We start from the raw sequence: 19,772 nt of genomic DNA on the forward strand, positions 1-19,772 counted from the left end.
TCGCGCGGAAATCTGCGGGCTTCGAGGGCTCGGACGTGACACGATGCAGGGTGAGAAGCGATGACAAGGAGCGAAGGCGAATGCGTGAACTGATCTTGCACGGGGTCGACGCCGACGGCACACATCTGCTCCTCGGCGATGACTCCGGGGCGCAGTACAGACTGGCACTCGACGAGTCGCTCTATGCGGCTGTGCGCAAGGACAGGGCCGTGGTGCGCTCCGATGCGCCCGTGCGCCCCCGCGACATCCAGGCGATGATCCGCGGCGGCATGAGCGCCGAGGAGGTCATCTCCGCCACCGGCGCCGATCCCGACCAGGTCCGCACGTACGAACGTCCGGCGCTCGCCGAACGCGCGCACATGGCGCACACCGCGAGCCGGCATCCCATCTACTCCGACCACGATCCCAACGGCGATCCGACCCCCCTCGTCGAGCTCGCCCAGACCCGCCTGGCGATGCGCGACGTCGACATCGAGACGATGGACTGGGACGCCTGGAAGCAGCAGGACGGCAACTGGTACGTCGAGCTCAGCTTCACCGCCGCCGACCGCAAGCGGACCGCCGGATGGAACTACTACCGGGGTTCGCTCACCGCCCTCGACGACGAGGCGAAGTGGCTCGCCGACTCCGGACCCACCGACACCGGACCGATCCCCGGCTACAGCTCGAACGGGGAGCGCCGCCGCACCACCGAGGAGATCGAGACTCCCCCCGCCGAGGCGGAGGTGGCATCACGCTCCCAGGAGCGTCCGGCCACACTGAGCGACCATCAGGCCGAGACGGGTCGGATCCTGGAGAACCTCCGCCGTCGCCGGACCCGGCATGACGACGACGAGGAGCCTCGGGGCCGTCTGCGCGCGGTGACCGAGGATCCCGAGACCCATCCGCAGGGCGCTCACACCGCCCCCGGCCGTCCCGCCGATGCCACCGATGACGAGGTCCTCGCGTTCGAGTCCCGCTCCCCCGCCGAGGCGGATCACGTCTCCGGTGAGGACGAGCAGGAGCCGACCCAGGAGGTCGGGACCTTCGACGACGACAATCAGCTCTCCCTGCTCAACGAGCCCGGTGTCAGCGACGGCGTGCCCTCCCCCAAGGAGCCCGAGTCCAAGGAGTCCGAGTCGCGGGCGAAGAAGAAGAGCAGCCGCGCCTCGATCCCCAGCTGGGACGAGATCATGTTCGGATCGAAGCGGGACTGACCTCCGTCCCCAGCTGCTCCACCCGGTCGCCCGCGGCCACCAGGCTGTGATCATGGGTGACCATGATGACCGTGTGATCGCTCAGGCTGGTACGCAGGTCGTCGATGAGGCGGTGCGCGGTTCCCTCGTCGAGGTGGGCCGTCGGTTCGTCGAGGACGATGACCTCGGCCCCGGTGAGCAGGGTGCGGGCGATCGCCAGCCGCTGCCGCTCGCCGCCGGAGATCTCTCCACCGTGGTCACCGACCCACCGGTCGAGACCGGCCGGGGTCGCCCAATGCCCGAGGCCTGCCGCACGCAGGGCTGAGAACATCGCCTCATCGTCGGGGACCCGTCGCGAGGCCAGGGCGAGGTTGCCGCGCACCGTCGACCTGAAGACGTGCGCCTCCTGCGGACACCACGCGATGCGCCCGGCGAGCTCCTCGGGACCGAGGGCGAGGACATCGATGCGCCCGCCGTCCCCCTCTTCGGCCGAGTAGGTGCCCGACCAGGGGTCGAGGAAGCGCAGGAGAACGCTCACAGTCGTCGTCTTCCCGCTGCCGCTCTCCCCGCACACGACGGTCCACGCGGTGGCATCTGCCGTGAGAGCGAGGTCCTCGAGCACGGGCACGCCGTCCCAGCCCACCGAGACGTCGGCGAGCTCGAGCTCGGTCAGGGGCGCACGATCCGGCTCCCAGGCCTCGGACTCTGTCCGGGCCGCCTCGGCGGGGTGGGCCTCGGTCTCCTCGGACTCGGCCGGATCCGCCTCGGCGAGCTCGGACTCAGCGGCGGCGGTGACGGGCGGGAGCCGGTCGAGGGCGATGCCGAGAGCGGGCATCTGCCGCCACGCCCCCAGGGCGGAGGCGAAGACGTCGGCGAGGCCGAAGGTGCTGAGGACGACGACGGCGAGGATCTCCGTGGGAGCGCCCGAGGTCAGTGCGATGACGATCGCCGCGAGCACGGTCGAGGCCTCGATCCACAGTTGAGCGGCGCCGAGGTGGCGCGCCGACCTCTTCTGCGCGGACTCGAGGTCGTCCTCGGCCTCGGCGAGTCGGTCGAGCACCGCGTCCTCGGCGCCGTTGGCGCGCAGGTCGGCCTTCGCACCGAGGGCACGGGTGAGGAGCGAGAGGACCATGGCCCGACCGACGTGGATGCGGTTCGCGAGCACGCCCTCGGCCCGGACGAAGACGAGTGGGACGACGATGACGTTGATGATGCCGAGGACGACGATGACGGGCACGGAGGCCGGGTCGAGGATCGCTGCGGCGATGATCACGGCGGTGACGACGAGGGCTGTGACGACGGGCGGGAAGAGCGTGCGGGGCACGAGGTCGCGGACTTCGTCGGCGTCGGCGACCATCGTCGCCAGCGCCGTGTCCGAGGAGAGCATCTTCCGGTCGCTCATCCCGGCCTGTGTGAAGTGCGTCCACAGCACCGAGCGCAGCCGTCCGAGCGCACCGAAGACCGCCGAGTGGAGGTGGAGCCGGCTCACGTAGAGCAGGACGGAGCGGCACAGACCGAAGAAGCGCACGCCGACGATCGCGACGAGCAGCGTCATGATCGGAGGACCGTACGAGGCCTCGACGATGAGCCACGCGGAGACGGCGGTGAGCGAGATCGCCGCGAGGCTCGCCGCGCACGCGGTGAGCAGGGCGATGGCCATGGTGCCGGTGAACAGCGGCAGGGTCGCCCGCAGCGTCCTCCAGCGGGCGCGGAGGGTGCCGGGTCCTCCGTGGGTCCGCGACGACGCGTCGATCCGAGCCTGCGCGCTGCGCTGTGCCGTGCGCTCGGTGTCGGTCGCAGGCCCCGCCGGGCCGGCACCCGAGGGAGGCGGGCTCGCGACATCCGCTGTCGTTCCGGTGTTCGGGCCGGCGGTGTGCGATGAGGCGGTCTTCGCTGCCCCCGAGGCGCTCGGGACTCCCGTGCGCCCCCTGTCCCCATCGGTCGCCGGTGCCGTCTCCGCCCGGCCGAGGACCGGGGTGATCGTGTCCGTGGCGAGGGCGAGGACCCGCGGGTCATGGCTGGCGAGGACGACCCGGGTGTGCTTGGCCGCCTCGGCGATCATGGCGATGATGATCTCCGCATTGTCGTCGTCGAGGTGGGCGGTGGGTTCGTCGAGGACGAGCAGATCGGCGTCCTCCCGCATCCGGGCGCGGAGGCGGACGAGGGCGAGCCGGCGCAGCTGACCGGGACTGAGCGCCGCCGTCGCCTGGTCGCCGTCGACAGGCAGCCCCGCCTCTCGCAGGGCAGCGGTCGCGTCGTCGTCTGAGAGCCCGAAGGTTGCAAGCTCCTCGCCGACGGTCGCGCCGAAGGTCCGCGGGCTCTGCGGGACGAGGGCGGCCCGCTGGGAGGCGATCGTCGTCTCCGCACCTTCGGGCAGGCTGCCCGTGAGCGCTGAGAGCACCGTCGTCTTCCCCGCCCCCGAGGGACCGAGCACGGCAGTGATCCCGGGTTCCGTCGGCATCGTGTCCGCCCAGGTGATCGTCGTGCCGTCGGCGTAGACGGCCCGGTGGTCGCCTCCCGTCGCCGAGGCGCCGGCGCGGTCGCCGGGGACGGCGTCCTCCCTCGTGCGGTCGGGGTCGTCGAGCAGGGTGTGGGCACGCTCGAAGGCGTCCCGACCGTTCTCACTGGCGTGGAAGCCGGCCCCGAGGGCCCGCAGCGGCATGAAGCACTCGGGGGCCAGCAGCAGGGCGAGGAGTCCGTCACTGAGCTCCATCGACCCGGACACGAGTCGGACGCCGATGACGACGGCGACGAGGGCGACGGAGATCGTCGCGATGAGTTCGAGGGCGAGGCTGGAGAGGAAGGCGACGCGCAGAGTCGTCAGACTCGCCGCATGGTAGTCGTCGCTGAGACGTCGCAGGGTGCGCGCGTGCTCCCGGGAGCGGCCGAGGCCGATGAGGACGGGCAGTCCCTCGGCGAGCTCGGCGAGGTGGTCCGAGAGCCGTTCGAGGGCGCGGATGCTCTGCTTCGTCGTCTCCTCGGTGTAGCGGCCGATGAGGATCATGAAGAACGGCACGAGCGGGAGGCAGAGGACGATGATGATCGCCGAGAGCACATCGGCGAAGACGATCCGCACGAGGAGGACGGCCGGGACGATCGCGGCCTGCGCGAGGGCGGGGACGACGGTGGTGAAGTAGTCGTCGAGGTCGTCGATGCCGCGGGTGACGGTGACCGCGGCCTTCGCGCGCGGCTGGCCGGGGCGGCGCAGCAGAGTCCCGAGGATCCGGGAGCGCAGCCCTCGCTTGGCAGCGGCGGACTGCGCGGTTCCCAGGCTGTGGTCGGCCCACAGGCTCGCCCCGCGCAGGGCCGCCCCGAGCACGCCGAGGACGACCCAGAGCGGGACGGGCCCGAGGTCGAGGATCGTGCGCACGAGCGCCTCGGCGATGAAGACGATGCCGACCGCGCGGACGGCGGCCGAGGTGAGAGCGAGGACGAGGGACCTCCTGCCCCCGGGCAGGGACAGGAGGATCCCGAGCGGTGAGCTCACGAGCGGATCGCCGCCGGCACCCGGTGGGCGTCGGGGATGTGCGATTCGGCGATCCGGTTGAGGAAGTGCCGGTAGCTGTAGATCTGGTAGCCGATGACGATCGGCAGGAAGATCGCGGTGACGATGAGCATGACGCCGAGGGTGTAGTCCGACGACGAGGCAGTGCCCACGGTCAGCGAGAACGCCGGATCGAGCGTCGAGGGCAGGACGTTCGGGTAGACGCCGGTGAAGACGGCGGCCATGCCCGCGAGGAGGAAGAGCCCATGGAGGAAGAACGCCTTCTTCTCCGCCCCCGCGCGGATCGCAACGTATGCTGCGATGATCGCGACGACGGCGATGCCGACGGGCACGACGAGCCACGTGCGGTTGAGAATCGCGAGGACGAACCAGATGAGCATCGGCACGGAGCACACGAGCATCGACTTCGTCGCCCAGCGCCGGGCCTTCGCCCGCAGTTCGCCTTCGGTCTTGAGCGTGAGGAAGAGGAGGCCGTGGACGAAGCAGAAGGTCACCCCGGCGAGACCGCCGAGGACGGCAGGCCAGCCGAACCACGCGAAGGCTCCGCCGACGAGGTCGCCGTTCTCATTGAGCGGCAGACCTGTCGTCGTGGTCACGAGGAGGGCGCCGATGAGGAAGGCGGTGACCGTCGAGCCGATCGCCATCGCCCAGGTCCAGAACGTCAGCCACCGCTGGGTGTGGCCCTTGCCGCGGTACTCGATGGCCACGGCACGGAAGATCAGCCCGAGCAGGCAGAGCGTGAGCGGGATGTAGAGGGCGCTGAAGAGCGAGGCGTACCAATGCGGGAACGCCGCGAACATCGCCCCGCCGGCGGTGATCAGCCACACCTCGTTGCCGTCCCAGACGGGACCGATCGAATTGAGCAGGACGCGCTTGCCGCGCTCGTCCTTGGTGAAGATCGGCATGAGCATGCCGACGCCGAGATCGAACCCGTCGAGGAAGAGGTATCCGATCCACAGGACTGCGATGAGGACGAACCAGATCGTCGCAAGAATCTCCATCGGTCTTCTCCTCCTCAGTAGGCGAACGACAGAACGTCGTCGTCTTTGCCGGTGATGGTCGGTTTGTGATTGGACTCGGCGAGTTCGGGCATCGCCGAGGCGACCCCTCCCCTGATGTACTTCGTGAGCAGTTTGAGCTCGACGACCATCAGTCCGCCGTAGACGAGGGTGAGGCTGATCAGCGAGAACAGCAGCATCGCCGGCGTCACCTGGGGCGAGAGCGCGGCCTGGGTGAACATGTACACCCCGTCGAGCTGCGCCGGGTTCGGAGCGACGACGAAGGGCTGACGGCCCATCTCGGTGAAGATCCACCCGGCCGAGTTCGCGATGAACGGCGCGGCGATCGCCAGCAGCGCCCCGCGCATCAGCCAGGTCGAGGTCGGCACCGTCCCCTTGCGGGTGAGCCACAGTCCGACGACGCAGACACCGGCGGCGATGATGCCGAAGCCGATCATGGCGCGGAAGCCCCAGTACGTGACGATCATGATGGGCTGGTAGTTGATCGGCTCGCCCGCATGCTCGCCGTAGCGCGGATCGTCGGGGATCGTCGTGCCGTAGCGCTCCTGGTACTCCGGCAGCAGCGTCGTGACACCGTGGACGGGAGTCTCGAAGTCGCCGTTGGCGAGGAACGAGAGCAGACCCGGGATCTCGAGGACGTTCTGGACCTCGGAGCACTTGTTCGAGGCGGGGTCGCCGATCGTGAGCACAGAGAACTCGGTGCCGTCGTGGCAGGCGCCCTCGGCCGAGGCCATCTTCATCGGCTGCTGCTCGAACATGAGCTTGGCCTGGATGTCGCCGGTGATCGAGACGCCGGCGAAGGCGATGATGCCGGTGATCGCTCCGATCCGCAGAGAGGTGATCCACACCTTGTAGTCGATCTTGTCGCGTCCGGGAACGTCCGCAGCGCTGCCGACGATGACCTTGCCGTCGGCTCCGACGGAGTCGATGCCGTCCTTGCGCCGACGGTAGAGGTGGTACCACGAGATGCCGACGAGGAAGCTGCCGCCGACGGCGAGGGCGCCGAAGAGGGTGTGGGTGTAGGCCGCGATCGCGGTGTTGTTGCCGAGCACCGCCCAGACATCGGTCATCACGGGCTTGCCGTCGACGAGTTCGACGCCGACGGGGTGCTGCATCCACGAGTTCGCGACGATGATGAAGAACGCTGAGATCCACGAGCCGATGACCGCGCACCACAGCGCGGTCAGGTGGAGCCAGCGCGGCAGTCGTCCCCAGCCGAAGATCCACATGCCGAGGAACGTCGATTCGAGGAAGAAGGCGAGCAGAGCCTCCATCGCCAGCGGGGCACCGAAGACGTCGCCGACGAAGCGGGAGTATTCGCTCCAGGCCATGCCGAACTGGAATTCCTGGACGAGACCGGTGGCCACGCCCATGATGAAGTTGATGAGGAAGAGCTTGCCGAAGAACTTCGTCGCCCGCAGGTAGACCTCGTTGCCCGTGCGGTGGTAGATGGTCTGGAGGATCGCGACGAGCATGCCGAGCCCGAGGGTGAGCGGAACCATCCAGAAGTGGTAGACCGTGGTGATGCCGAACTGCCAACGGCCGATGAGCACCGGATCCAGTTCCATGGGCTTCTCCAATCCTGTCGTCGAGGGAATCTTTCTACAACACGTAGAATTCTACGCCCGGTAGAAGTCGGTTGGACAACGTCTCACAGTGCGACTCATCACGTCCTGACATCTGCGCCGTCGCCGTCGCAGACACGGCGGCACCAGGAGAAACTCCCGCCACACGGAGGTCGACCTCACATGGAATTCGACAATGCGTAGAGGTAGAATGAGCGGACAAGGCGAATGACCATATCGAAGGACAAGGGAATCGTGGGCACACTGGGCGAACTCGAACGCAGCGTCATGGACGCCATCTGGGTCCACGACGACGGACTGAGCGCGGCTGAGCTGCGCGACGCCCTCGCCGATCGTGACCTCGCACTGACCACGATCCACACCGTGCTCACACGCTTGGAGAAGAAGGGCTTCGTCACCCGCGACCGCAGTGTCCGCCCCCATCGCTACATCGCGGTGTCGACGCGTGAGGACCACGTCGCCGAACTCATGACCGAGGTCCTCTCGCAGGCCCCGGACCGGCAAGCCGTCCTCGCCCGCTTCCTCGGCACCGTGACCGAAGCCGACGAGAAGACCCTGCGGAACCTGCTCGGACGCAACCACTCGTCGCGTTCCTGACGGCGGACCGAGTTCCACCATGATCTTCGTGGGATGCCTTCTGGCGATCCTCGCATTCCTCCTCGCATGGCCCGTGCCTGCGCTGCTGCGACGATTCCGCAGCGATCCGATCTCCGAAGTCATCCTCTGGCAGGCCGTCGGGCTCTCCGGAGGCCTCTCCCTCATCGGAGCCGCACTCGCCTTCGCCGTCGACCCGGAGGCGACGAGCCTCCCCGACGGGCTCTGGGACCTGGTGCGCGGCGAATCCCACGCGAAGCTCTCGATCTTCGCGTGGATCTTCCTCATCATCGCACTCGTGCTGATCGGGCGCCTCCTCGGCTGCCTGGCGCTGACGTTCTACTCAGCGCGGAGGACTCGACTGCGTCATGCCGAGATATTACACCTGCTCAGCGAACCATCCCAGAACTATCCCGACACTCGCATCATCAGTTCCGACGAGGCGGTGGCGTACTGTCTGCCGCAGGGCCCGAGAAAGGGCACAGCCGTGCTCTCAACAGGGCTTCTTGAGGTTCTCAGCGAGGACGAGCGTTCGGCGGTCATCGCGCACGAGAAGGCCCATCTCGATTTTCGTCACGATATCCTTGTCATTCCCTTCGCGGCCTGGCATCGGGCGCTGCCGTTCTTCTCGGCGACGGCGATCGGGCTGAACTCGGTCAACCGGCTCATCGAGTTCATGGCCGACGATCAGGCCCGCGACCGTGTCGACCCGGCCGTGCTCGCCCGCGCGGTGTCCGCGGCTGCCAGAATCAGCCCCGAGCACCGGGAAGAGCTGAGCGCCGAGCGCATCCAGCGCCTCTCCCAGCCTCGCCATCCTGCCAGGGCCGTGGTCCGGCTGTTCTCGTGCCTGGCAGCCGCCGGGCTGCTGCTCATCCCCACGGCGCTCCTCTTCGTCCCCGTGCCCGCCCTGTTCTGAGCAGGCGGCGGGCAGACGCGCACGCTCGGACGCTCGGGGCGGTCTCAGCTGTCGATGCGCTCGGCGTCGAGGATCGCGGCGCCGGAGACGATGAATTCCTTCCGGGGGCCCACGGATGAGCCCATGAGGAGTTCGAAGGTCCGCTCGGCCGCCTCGGCGTCGGCCATCGTCACCCTCCGCAGGGTTCGGTCGGCGGGATCCATCGTCGTCTCCGCGAGCTGGTCGGCATCCATCTCGCCGAGGCCCTTGTAGCGCTGGATCGGCTCCTTGTACGTCTTCTTCGACTTGTCGAGCTTCTTGAGAAGCGCATGGAGTTCGGCCTCGGAGTACGTGTAGACGATCTCGTTGGGCGTTCCGCGCTTGGTCACGATCTCGACCCGGTGCAGAGGCGGGACGGCCGCGAAGACACGACCCTCCTCGACGAGCGGCTTCATGTACCGGAAGAAGAGCGTGAGCAGCAGCGTCCTGATGTGGGCGCCGTCGACATCGGCATCGGTCATGATGATGACGCGACCGTAGCGGGCCGACTCGAGGTCGAAGCTGCGGCCCGAGCCGGCGCCGATGACCTGGATGAGGGCCGCGCATTCGACGTTGGCGAGCATATCGGCCAACGAGGCCTTCTGGACGTTGAGGATCTTCCCGCGGATCGGGAAGAGCGCCTGGTAGTCGGAGTTGCGGGCGGCTTTCGCCGTGCCCATCGCCGAATCGCCCTCGACGATGAAGAGCTCCGTGCTCTCGACTCCGTTGTCACGGCAGTCGTAGAGCTTCGCGGGCAGCGAGGACGCCTCGAGCGCGGTCTTCCGGCGCTGGTTCTCCTTATGGGTGCGCGCGGAGATCCGGGATTTGAGCTCGGCGACGACCTTCTCCATGAGGACGGCGGCCTGCTGCTTCTCCGCACGCTTGGACGAGGTGAGGATGGCCCCGAGCTGTGCCTCGACGGTCTTCGCGACGATCTGGCGGACCGCGGCGGTGCCGAGGACCTCCTTCGTCTGCCCCTCGAACTGGGGTTCGGCGAGTTGGACCGTGACGACGGCGGTGAGCCCGGCGAGGACGTCGTCCTTCTCGAGACGGTCCTTGCCGAGCTTGAGCTTGCGCGCATTGGCCTCGACCGCTTTGCGCATCGCCTTGAGGGTGGCCTGTTCGAAGCCGGCGAGGTGGGTGCCGCCGTGCGGGGTGGAGACGACGTTGACGAAGCTCTTGATCTTCGTGTCGTAGCCGGTGCCCCAGCGCAGGGCGACGTCGACGCCGACCTCGCGTTCGACCTCCTTGGACACGAGGTGCCCCGAGGAGTCGAGGACGGGTACGGTCTCCTTGAACGATCCCGTCGACTGCATCCGCCAGGTGTCGGTGATCGGCGGGTCGATCGAGAGGTGGTCGACGAACTCGGTGATTCCGCCGTCGAACCGGAAGTCCTCGACCCGTTCGGCGATGACCTCACCGGTCTCGTCGCGGGCGACACCGCGCCGGTCGACGATGGTGAGTTCGAGTCCGGGGACGAGGAACGCCGTCTGCCGGGCGCGTTCGACGAGGTGCTGGTAGTCGAACTGGGCGCTGCCGAGGAAGATCTGCGGGTCGGCCCAGTAGTGGACCTTCGTGCCGGTGACCCCGCGCTTGGCCTTGCCGACGATCTCGAGGCCGGTCGCCTCGTGGAACTCCTCGAACGGGCTGTCCGGGCTCGGGGTGCCGCCGGAGTCGTCGAAGCGTCCGGGCACGCCGCGGCGGAAGGACATCTTGTGGACCTTCGACCCGCGGGTGACCTCGACGTCGAGGCGCGAGGACAGGGCGTTGACGACGGACGCGCCGACGCCGTGGAGTCCGCCGGACGCGGCGTAGGAGGAGCCGCCGAACTTGCCGCCGGCGTGGAGCTTGGTCATGACGACCTCGACCCCGGTCAGCCCGGTCTTCGGTTCGATGTCGACGGGGATGCCGCGACCGTGGTCGGTCACGGCGACGGAGCCGTCGGGTTCGAGTTCGATGAGGATGGACGAGCCGAACCCGCCGAGGGCTTCGTCGACGGCGTTGTCGATGATCTCCCACAGGCAGTGCATGAGCCCTCGGGAGTCGGTCGTTCCGATGTACATGCCCGGCCGCTTCCGCACGGCCTCGAGGCCGGACAGGACGGACAGATGGCGGGCGCCGTAGCTTTCCTCTTCCACACTCTTCCTCTCGTTCGATTGAATTCTAATCGTCCGACTCCGCGGCACCCGGCTGCGGGGGCACCGTGTCGGCGGGGAATGCTGGGACAATGGGCTCATGACAGCTCGGCGCCGCACCTCGCACCCGCCCCGCGGCACGCTCGCCTGGGCGAGCACCCTCGTCACGGCGGCGATGCTCACCGGTTGCGCACAGGGAGCCTCCCCCACCGCCGACCCGACCTCGGTCGCTCCGGAGCCGTTGGCCACATCCACCTCGGCGACGGCGACCCCACCGAACGACGCATTGGCGGGGCGGACCATCGCCCTCGACCCCGGGCACAACGGCGGCAATGCCGCGCACCCCGACGAGATCGCCCGACAGGTCCCCGACGGGCGCGGTGGGACGAAGGCATGCAACACGACGGGCACAGCCACCGACGACGGATACACGGAATCCGCGTTCACGTGGGCGGTGGCCCAGCTGCTCTCCGAGAACCTCGAATCCAAGGGCGCGAGAGTGATCATGAGCCGCGACGACGATGACGGCGTCGGACCGTGCGTCGACGAACGCGGCACGTTCGCCGATGGGGCCGACGCGCTCGTGAGCATCCACGCCAACGGCAGTGAGTCGAGCAGGACGAAGGGATTCCACGTCATCGTCGCCGATCCCGGGACGAGTCCCGAACTCGAGGAGCAGTCGAACGCCCTCGCGACGTCCGTGAGCGCGGCGATGGCCGAGTCGTTCACCCCGAATCGGGCCTACGGCAAGGAGGCGATCAGTCCGCGTCCCGACCTCGCCGGACTCAACAACGCCTCGGTGCCTGCGATCATCGTCGAATGCGGGGAGATGCGCAATCGCGACGAGGCGAAGGTGATGGAATCCGAGGACGGACAGCGGCGCTACGCCGAGGCGATCGCTGCGGGGATCGACGACTGGTTCTGACGATCGGCGCCGGCTGAGGTGCGGCACGGAGACCCGGGACTGCAGACGGCGGCGGGCACAGGGGTCGAGAGCAGCCGCCATTGCACAGTCCCGCGCGGGAAACGCGACGACGTCGGGCACGGCACCGGAATGTGCCGTGCCCGACGTCGTCGCAGCTGTGAGCGTGATCAGTCGAGGTAGTCGCGCAGAACCTGTGAACGCGAAGGATGGCGCAGCTTCGCCATCGTCTTCGATTCGATCTGGCGGATCCGCTCGCGGGTCACCCCGTAGACCTTGCCGATCTCGTCGAGGGTCTTCGGCTGACCGTCGTTGAGGCCGAAGCGCATCGAGACGACGCCGGCCTCGCGCTCGGAGAGCGTGTCGAGGACAGAGTGGAGCTGCTCCTGGAGGAGGGTGAAGCTCACCGAGTCCGAGGGCACGACGGCTTCGGAGTCCTCGATGAGGTCACCGAACTCGGAGTCGCCGTCCTCGCCGAGGGGCGTGTGCAGGGAGATGGGCTCGCGGCCGTACTTCTGCACTTCGACGACGCGTTCGGGCGTCATGTCGAGTTCCTTCGCGAGCTCTTCGGGGCTCGGCTCACGGCCGAGGTCCTGGAGCATCTGGCGCTGGACACGGGCGAGCTTGTTGATGACCTCGACCATGTGGACCGGGATGCGGATCGTGCGCGCCTGGTCGGCCATGGCGCGGGTGATCGCCTGACGGATCCACCACGTCGCGTACGTCGAGAACTTGAAGCCCTTCGTGTAGTCGAACTTCTCCACGGCGCGGATGAGGCCGAGGTTGCCTTCCTGGATGAGGTCGAGGAAAAGCATGCCGCGACCCGTGTAGCGCTTGGCGAGCGAGACGACGAGACGGAGGTTCGCTTCGAGGAGGTGATTCTTCGCGATCCGACCGTCGTGGATGATCCACTTGTAGTCCATCGTCAGACGCGGGTCGCTCACCTCGCCCTCCTCGAGGAGGTGCTCGGCGTACATCCCGGCTTCGATGCGCTTGGCGAGGTCGACCTCCTCGGCGGCGTTGAGGAGTGCGACCTTGCCGATCTGCTTGAGGTAGTCCTTGACCGGGTCGGCGGTCGCACCCGCGGAGACGACCTGCTGGGCAGGCGCGTCGTCCTCATCGGCGTCGGAGACGATGAAGCCGCCGGCCTCGGTGACCGCGGCGTTCTTCTCCTTCTCCTCGGAGTTCTTCGTCTCCGTCGATTCGGAGGGGCTGAGCTCGGTGGCGAGTGCATCCGCGGTCGGCTCGACCTCTTCGGTCGACTCGAGGTCCGCGTCGGACTTCTTCTTCGTGTTCGTCTCTTCGCTCGGCTCAGCGGTCTTCTTCGCGGCCGTCGTCTTCTTCGCCGTCGCGGTCTTCTTCGCGGCGGTCTTCTTCGCCGGTGCCTTCTTCGTCGTCTCGGTCGTCGCCGAATCGGTGTCGTCAGCGGGAGTCTTCTCCGCCGCCTTCTTGGTCGTGGTGGTCTTCTTCGCAGCCGTCGACTTCGCGGTCGTCTTCTTCTCGGCCGTCGACTTCTTCGCCGCTGTCGTCTTCGCTCGCGTGGTCGTCGACGTCTTCGTCGTCTTCTTCCCCTTCGCCGCTGTGGTCGTGGAGCCACCCGTGGACGTCGTCGCGGACGTGGCCTCGGACTCCTCAGTCACCGTTTTCCTGTCGACTGTCGGCACGTGTACACCTTTCGCGAGCGTTCATACTTCCCGATTGCACCAGGACATTACTAAGACCCTTGTCAAGGGGGCACAGAGTTCGTGTCCGTTGGGAGGAGCGCACAACTCTCCCAATATGCAATGACAGGGTCAACGCACAATCCTCGCACGTTATTCCTTGTGCTGTCCATTTCTCCGCGCGGTTTCGCTCGCCGGTCGGCCGTCGATGGACACCTCGTTCGTCGAAGGTCGGAGCCGTGACCCGGGTCGGAGAGCAGCCGGCAGACCGTTTCATCCCCGGAGCAACGCCGCGCACCCGCGGCACGATGACAGCCCCGGAACGCCACAACCTCGGCGGAGTTCGTCTTGTCATACCTGTACCGGCAATTCATCCCTCTGCACGGGGATGATTTCGCACCAGCGGTGACTGGTGGTGTGACCCCTCGGAGCGCGAAGGATTCCGCCTCCGAACACGGGGCGACCTGGTTGGAGTCAACAGCGAATCGGCCGTGACCCTGTCCTCCTGAGAGGAGAACTCGAGTCACGACCGTTCACTTCACGCGACGCGCGGGCGTGAATCTTCTCGACGCGGCTGAGGTGATCAGTTCCGTCGACGTGCGAGGACGAAAGCGGCAGCACCCGCGATCAGCAGCAGAGCTCCGATGCCCACCAGGCCTAGTGGCGCCCCACCTGTTCGCGGCAGGTCGCCACCGTCCGAAGCTGCACCGCTGCCGGCAGAGGATTCACCGGCTGCAGAGGACGAACCTCCCCCGGCACCAGAGCCGGCTGACGAGGCAGATCCCGAGTCGGAATCCGAAGCAGCAGACGAACCGCCCGTCGATCCCGAGTCATCCTTGGAGCCTGAGTCGTCCTTCGAGCCGGCATCATTCTTGGACCCCGAATCGTCCTTGGAGCCTGAGTCATCGTTCGATCCCAAGTCGTCCGCGGAAGCCGAGGCATCCGTGGTGCCGGCGTCGTCCTTGGAACCGGATTCATCCTTCGATCCCGAGTCATCCGCGGAAGCTGACGCATCCGTGGTGCCGGCGTCGTCCTTCGATCCCGAGTCATCCGCGGAAGCTGACGCATCCGTGGTGCCGGCGTCGTCCTTCGATCCCGAGTCATCCTTGGAGCCTGAGTCGTCCTTCGACGCAGCGTCGTCCTTGGAACCGGAGTCGTCAGCGGAAGCCGAGGCATCCGTGGTGCCGGCATCGTCCTTCGATCCCGAGTCGTCCGCGGAAGCAGAGGCGTCCTTCGACGCAGCGTCGTCCTTGGAACCGGAGTCGTCCGCTGAAGCCGAGGCATCGGTGGTGCCGGCGTCATCCTTCGATCCCGAGTCGTCCGCGGATGCAGTGGCGTCCGTGGTCCCGGCGTCGTCCTTCGAAGCCGAGTCGTCAGCCGCCGCAGTTGCGTCCTTCGACGCAGCGTCATCCTTGGATCCGGAGTCATCCGCAGAAGCCGAGGCATCCGTGGTGCCGGCATCATCCTGCGAACCGGAATCGTCGGCCGCCGCCGTTGCGTCCTTCGACGCGGCGTCGTCCTTCGATCCCGAGTCGTCAGCGGAAGCACTGGCGTCCTTCGACGCGGCGTCATCCTTCGATCCCGAGTCATCCGCGGAAGCCGAGGCATCCGTGGTGCCAGCGTCGTCCTTGGAACCAGAATCGTCAGCCGCAGCGGATACGTCCTTAGATCCGGAGTCATCCGCGGAAGCCGAAGCATCCGCAGTGCCGGCGTCATCCTTGGATCCGGAGTCGTCGGCCGAGCCGTTGTCCGCAGTGACTGTGAAAGTCGTGGTTGCAACGGCAGAGAACTCGCCGTTGGTCAGACGCACGGTCTTCTCACCCTCAGCAGCACCCGCCGACTTATACACAAACGACACATTCCCCGACGCATCAGACCGCTTCGTCTCCACATCACCACCGGCAACATTGAGCACCACATCAGCATCCGCAGGGAACCCCGAACCCGACACAGTCACACCAGGATCAGCCAACTCAGACACCGTCACCGACCCCGGCGACACCGACACCTTCGGCTCATACACCACCGGATCCGCAGTCACCGTGAACGACGACGACGCCGACCACTGACCACTCGTCAGCTTCACCGCCTTCTCACCCTCAGCAGCACCCGACGACTTATACACAAACGACACATTCCCCGACGCATCAGACCGCTTCGTCTCCACATCACCACCGGCAACATTGAGCACCACATCAGCATCCGCAGGGAACCCCGAACCCGACACAGTCACACCAGGATCAGCCAACTCAGACACCGTCACCGACCCCGGCGACACCGACACCTTCGGCTCATACACCACCGGATCCGCAGTCACCGTGAACGACGACGACGCCGACCACTGACCACTCGTCAGCTTCACCGCCTTCTCACCCTCAGCAGCACCCGCCGACTTATACACAAACGACACATTCCCCGACGCATCAGACCGCTTCGTCTCCACATCACCACCGGCAACATTGAGCACCACATCAGCATCCGCAGGGAACCCCGAACCCGACACAGTCACACCAGGATCAGCCAACTCAGACACCGTCACCGACCCCGGCGACACCGACACCTTCGGCTCATACACCACCGGATCCGCAGTCACCGTGAACGACGACGACGCCGACCACTGACCACTCGTCAGCTTCACCGCCTTCTCACCCTCAGCAGCACCCGACGACTTATACACAAACGACACATTCCCCGACGCATCAGACCGCTTCGTCTCCACATCACCACCGGCAACATTGAGCACCACATCAGCATCCGCAGGGAACCCCGAACCCGACACAGTCACACCAGGATCAGCCAACTCAGACACCGTCACCGACCCCGGCGACACCGACACCTTCGGGTCGTAGCTCGGGGTCGGAGTCTCGTTCTTCGCGGTGAAGTTGAACCGGTAGCCCTGGCAGCCGAGCGAAGGCATCGAAGCATAGCCCTCCCCGGAAGCGGTGCCGTCGGACTTGATGACGACGTTCTCCAACCGGTACTGCACCTCGGCGCCACCGCTGTTCTCGTTGAAGAGCCATTCGAGGTCGAACGGAACATCTGCGGTCACCGCGGTCTTGGGAATGCCAGTCCACTGCATCGCCGTGGGGAAGAGTCCGCACTGGATATAGCTCTCGGTATCGAACTCGGTGATGTTGCCGTCCTTGTCGATGACAAGCTCGACCGTGGCCCCGTTGTAGGCGTCGCTGGAACCCGTATAGGTGCCGGCTGGAGGCTTTCCGGCCGCCGAAGCAGCACTCGATGCGAAAGCCAGGGATGCGAACAAGGCGAGGACGGCGAATATCGCGAAGACGATCGTCTTCGGCGATCTCACTGCCCTCCGAGGGGTATTGCTGTGCATGGGAGCACAATCCTTTCTTAGGGAACCACGGCAGCACATCCGCGAACGATGTCCTCAGGACACATGCGAGCGACTCGTCTCCGCAGAAGACGAGTCGACCCACTGTTCGCGAACTCTCCAAGTCTGTCGAGCGAATTCTCAGGTGCCTACCCGTATTACTACGGGTATTTGGCCCGAACTGCCCGCAGTTCGGGCTGCGACCGTGCCCGACGCATCCGAGCCGTTCGAAGCTGGACTAGTCTTGGAACACCCTTGTCCCCACAGCGTCACGAATACGTCCTGACAACGTCACTGATCGAATACAGCACTCCTTGCTGCGAAAGGATGTCCATGTTGCTCGGACGTGCCGCAGAGGTCCACCGGATCTCCGCATGGCTGGACTCCGCGACGAGCGAATACTCTGGTCCGCTCCAATTCCTCGAGATCGCCGGATCCATCGGCGTCGGCAAATCCACTCTCGTCACCTCGGCACTCCACCGACGTCGCTCCCGGAATGAGACCGTCGTCGTCTGCCGCGGATCACGCTCAGCACAGGTCTCACCGCTCTCAGCGGTCCAACCTCTGATCTCGGAGCTGCTCAACGAAGATCGTGCCCGTCTGCTCGATCTGTCCTATATCGGCCGCATCGCACGCGACTGCGCTCAGCAGCTGGGCGCGAAACCCCTGGTGCTCGTCATCGACGATACGCAGTGGATCGATGCCGCGAGCACCGAATTCCTCCGCCTCTTCCTGCGCCGGCCGGCCCGCGCCCACCGCTCCGTGATCGCCATCCACCGCCCGGATCAGGCTCCTCATGAGCTGCTCGAGGAGGCCCGCTCGCTCGGCGCCCACATCGAACAGCTCTTCCTCGACGTCCTCGACGACGCTGCGATCCGCGAGATCGCCACCGGCATCACCCCCGCTCAGACCGAGTTGGTCGTCGCAACGGCCGCGGGCAACCCCTTGTTCGCCTCGACGCTGACATCCGTGTTCCGCAGGTTCGCGGACTCGACCTCGATCGACGAGGCGCTCGACCTCGCCCGAAGTCACCGGACGACCATTCTCCAGAGTGTCGTCATGGCCGACATCGAGTCGCTTCCCCGCGAAGTCCGCGACGTCGTCTTCGCCCTCGCCGTCCTCGATCGCCGCTCCCCCGCCGAGATCGCCGCCGTCCTCGGCATCCCCGACGCCTCGGTCCAGGCCTCTCTCGACACGCTCATCGGCACCGGCCTCCTCGACCCCAACCCGCAGCTCACCCTGCACCCGCTGGTCACCCACAGCGCAGTGATGAACGCGGAACCAGCGCTTCTGCGCAGACTCCACCGCACCGTCCTCGACCTGCCCGGCCACACACCGCTCTCCAGCGCCACGCACCTGTCGGCGCTCGGCCCCCACGCCACCGCCGACGAACGTCGACGCCTCATCGATTCAGCCCGACTCGCGATCGGCTCCGACCCTGCCACCGTCGTGAAGTGGCTGGCTCCCCTCGCCGAGGCGACCCGATCCCCTGCGTCGGCGCACGACCATGAGGCGGCGATCCTCCTCAGCCGAGCGGAGCTCCTCAGCGGCCGCGTCCGCGAGGCCGTCGACCGCCTGCGCACGATGGCCGAAGGCCTGCAGGCGGCCGCGGATGGTCCCGCCCCCGACTCTTTGCTCAGCCAGATCCGGGTCCTCCTCGCGCGGGGTCTGCGCATGCTCGGCCACCCCGAAGCGGCGATCGACGTCCTTGAGACCCACCTCGACGACGCCGACCCTGCACTCGTCATGGAGCACATCGCCCTGCAGACGCTCACCGATGCGCCCGTCTCCAGAGCACTCATCCGCAGGCTGATTGCCCGGGACGAACTGCGCTACCGGGCGGCCGCCCTGAGCTTCGAGGTCATCTCGAACCTCAATCAGGGACTCATCCACGAAGCACGGGACCTGTTCCGCGAGCTGCCCCCGCTCGTGACCTCCCTGCCCCCGGAGGACGCGGTCGAGATCATCGATGCGATCGCCTCGGCGGCATGGGCGGCGTACCTGCTCGACGACTTCGGATCCGGGATCGACTTCGCCTCCATGGGTCTGCGGATCTCCCGGCGTTTCGGACACGGTGACATCAGCTCGAATCTCGGAACCGCACTCTCCTTCTCCCTCCTCGCCCGAGGACGCTTCGGCGAAGCCGAGCTCGCCGCAGAGGAGGCCATCGAGGACGCCGTGCGCTTCGGCTCCCCCGACTTCATCGCCATGGCGCTCTCCGGACTGGTGCAGTCGGCGATGTGGCGTCGGGACACCGCCGAACTCGAGGGCCTCTCGGCCCGCATGGATGAAGCCCCGACTCCGTCGGTCGCGTGGTGGCGACGCACCGTGGAGACGAATGCCGCCCGGCTCACCGCCGTGCTCGGGCACCCGGCGACGGTGAGGCCGTCGCTCCATCCCCACGACGCCTCGATCGCCTATCGTCACGCCGACGCCGCACTCGTCGCCCTCACCGAGGGACATCCGCACGAGGCCAGGGCCCTGCTGTCGACCGGACTCGACTGGGCGGAGAAGTTCGATCTCGGTTCGCAACGGGCCCTGATCCTCACCATGCAGGCCGAACTCCTCGAACAGTCAGGCAACGACCTCGAGACAGCCGTCGAACTGAGCCGCAGGGCCGCGGACATCTTCGATCGCCTCCACATGCCCGCCCATCTCGCCCGCGCCCGACGCACGCAGTCCGCGGCATCGGCCGAACTCTCCCGCACGGGCGTGAGCGCGCTGACGAAACGCGAACGGGAGGTCGCCGAGCTGGCGGCCAACGGCCTGAGCAACAAGGAGATCGCCGAGACACTGGTCATCAGCCCGCGCACCGTCGAAGAGCACATCGCCAAGGCCCTGAAGAAGACCGGACTGAGTTCACGCACCGGCCTGGCCAAGCTCTTCGGCTGACGAACCCGATCG

11 protein-coding genes are annotated in these 19,772 nt (G+C 66.9%); 5 read left to right on the forward strand and 6 right to left on the reverse strand.

The genetic code is table 11. The features are described from left to right. The first annotated feature begins 80 nt into the window (after positions 1 to 80). Positions 81 to 1,196, forward strand: a complete 1,116-nt coding sequence (sepH, locus tag ACQ1RG_RS14520; protein ID WP_063250167.1) for a septation protein SepH — start codon at positions 81 to 83, stop codon at positions 1,194 to 1,196. On the opposite strand, the gene cydC is transcribed toward sepH, so the two are convergent. Genes cydC through ACQ1RG_RS14535 form a run of 3 tightly spaced genes read right to left on the reverse strand, consistent with a single transcriptional unit; the run spans position 1,171 to position 7,267 of the window. Further along, the gene (gene cydC, locus ACQ1RG_RS14525) at positions 1,171 to 4,662 is read right to left on the reverse strand and encodes a thiol reductant ABC exporter subunit CydC (protein ID WP_063250168.1); all 3,492 of its coding nucleotides are present in this window, start codon (positions 4,660 to 4,662) and stop codon (positions 1,171 to 1,173) included. The genes sepH and cydC overlap by 26 nt on opposite strands. Then, positions 4,659 to 5,681 (reverse strand): cytochrome d ubiquinol oxidase subunit II, encoded by a 1,023-nt coding sequence (gene cydB, locus ACQ1RG_RS14530; RefSeq protein ID WP_009376984.1) that lies wholly within the window; start codon positions 5,679 to 5,681, stop codon positions 4,659 to 4,661. The genes cydC and cydB overlap by 4 nt, the downstream gene beginning before the upstream one ends. A 14-nt stretch (positions 5,682 to 5,695) precedes the next feature. Then, entirely contained in the window at positions 5,696 to 7,267 is a 1,572-nt protein-coding gene (locus tag ACQ1RG_RS14535) for a cytochrome ubiquinol oxidase subunit I (RefSeq protein ID WP_009376982.1), read from the reverse strand. 252 nt (positions 7,268 to 7,519) lie between these two features. Here ACQ1RG_RS14535 and ACQ1RG_RS14540 point away from each other — a divergent pair, with 252 nt between their 5' ends. Further along, the gene (locus ACQ1RG_RS14540; protein ID WP_119296328.1) at positions 7,520 to 7,882 is read left to right on the forward strand and encodes a BlaI/MecI/CopY family transcriptional regulator; all 363 of its coding nucleotides are present in this window, start codon (positions 7,520 to 7,522) and stop codon (positions 7,880 to 7,882) included. A 19-nt stretch (positions 7,883 to 7,901) separates the two neighbouring features. Beyond that, positions 7,902 to 8,795 carry a M56 family metallopeptidase gene (locus ACQ1RG_RS14545; protein ID WP_119296183.1) on the forward strand — a complete coding sequence of 298 codons (894 nt, stop codon included), beginning with the start codon at positions 7,902 to 7,904 and terminating at the stop codon, positions 8,793 to 8,795. A gap of 44 nt (positions 8,796 to 8,839) precedes the next feature. Here ACQ1RG_RS14545 and ACQ1RG_RS14550 read toward each other — a convergent pair whose 3' ends face one another. Then, complete coding sequence (locus ACQ1RG_RS14550; protein WP_119296182.1) at positions 8,840 to 10,951, reverse strand: DNA gyrase/topoisomerase IV subunit B; 2,112 nt, start codon at positions 10,949 to 10,951, stop codon at positions 8,840 to 8,842. A 97-nt stretch (positions 10,952 to 11,048) separates the two neighbouring features. Here ACQ1RG_RS14550 and ACQ1RG_RS14555 point away from each other — a divergent pair, with 97 nt between their 5' ends. Next, a complete protein-coding gene (locus ACQ1RG_RS14555) occupies positions 11,049 to 11,873 on the forward strand; it encodes an N-acetylmuramoyl-L-alanine amidase (protein ID WP_119296181.1) in 825 nt (274 codons plus the stop codon). A 167-nt stretch (positions 11,874 to 12,040) separates the two neighbouring features. Here ACQ1RG_RS14555 and ACQ1RG_RS14560 read toward each other — a convergent pair whose 3' ends face one another. Both ACQ1RG_RS14560 and ACQ1RG_RS14565 read right to left on the reverse strand, forming a co-directional pair. Beyond that, complete coding sequence (locus ACQ1RG_RS14560) at positions 12,041 to 13,534, reverse strand: RNA polymerase sigma factor (protein WP_040341469.1); 1,494 nt, start codon at positions 13,532 to 13,534, stop codon at positions 12,041 to 12,043. A gap of 580 nt (positions 13,535 to 14,114) precedes the next feature. Then, entirely contained in the window at positions 14,115 to 16,871 is a 2,757-nt protein-coding gene (locus tag ACQ1RG_RS14565) for a hypothetical protein (protein ID WP_430600186.1), read from the reverse strand. 330 nt (positions 16,872 to 17,201) lie between these two features. On the opposite strand from ACQ1RG_RS14565, the gene ACQ1RG_RS14570 reads away from it, so the two are divergent. After that, positions 17,202 to 19,760: a helix-turn-helix transcriptional regulator gene (locus ACQ1RG_RS14570; RefSeq protein WP_009379897.1), complete on the forward strand. Its 2,559-nt coding sequence runs from the start codon at positions 17,202 to 17,204 to the stop codon at positions 19,758 to 19,760. Positions 19,761 to 19,772 lie beyond the last annotated feature (12 nt).

Origin of the sequence: Brevibacterium sp. K72, assembly GCF_050562175.1 — a bacterium.
Lineage (GTDB): Bacteria > Actinomycetota > Actinomycetes > Actinomycetales > Brevibacteriaceae > Brevibacterium > Brevibacterium casei.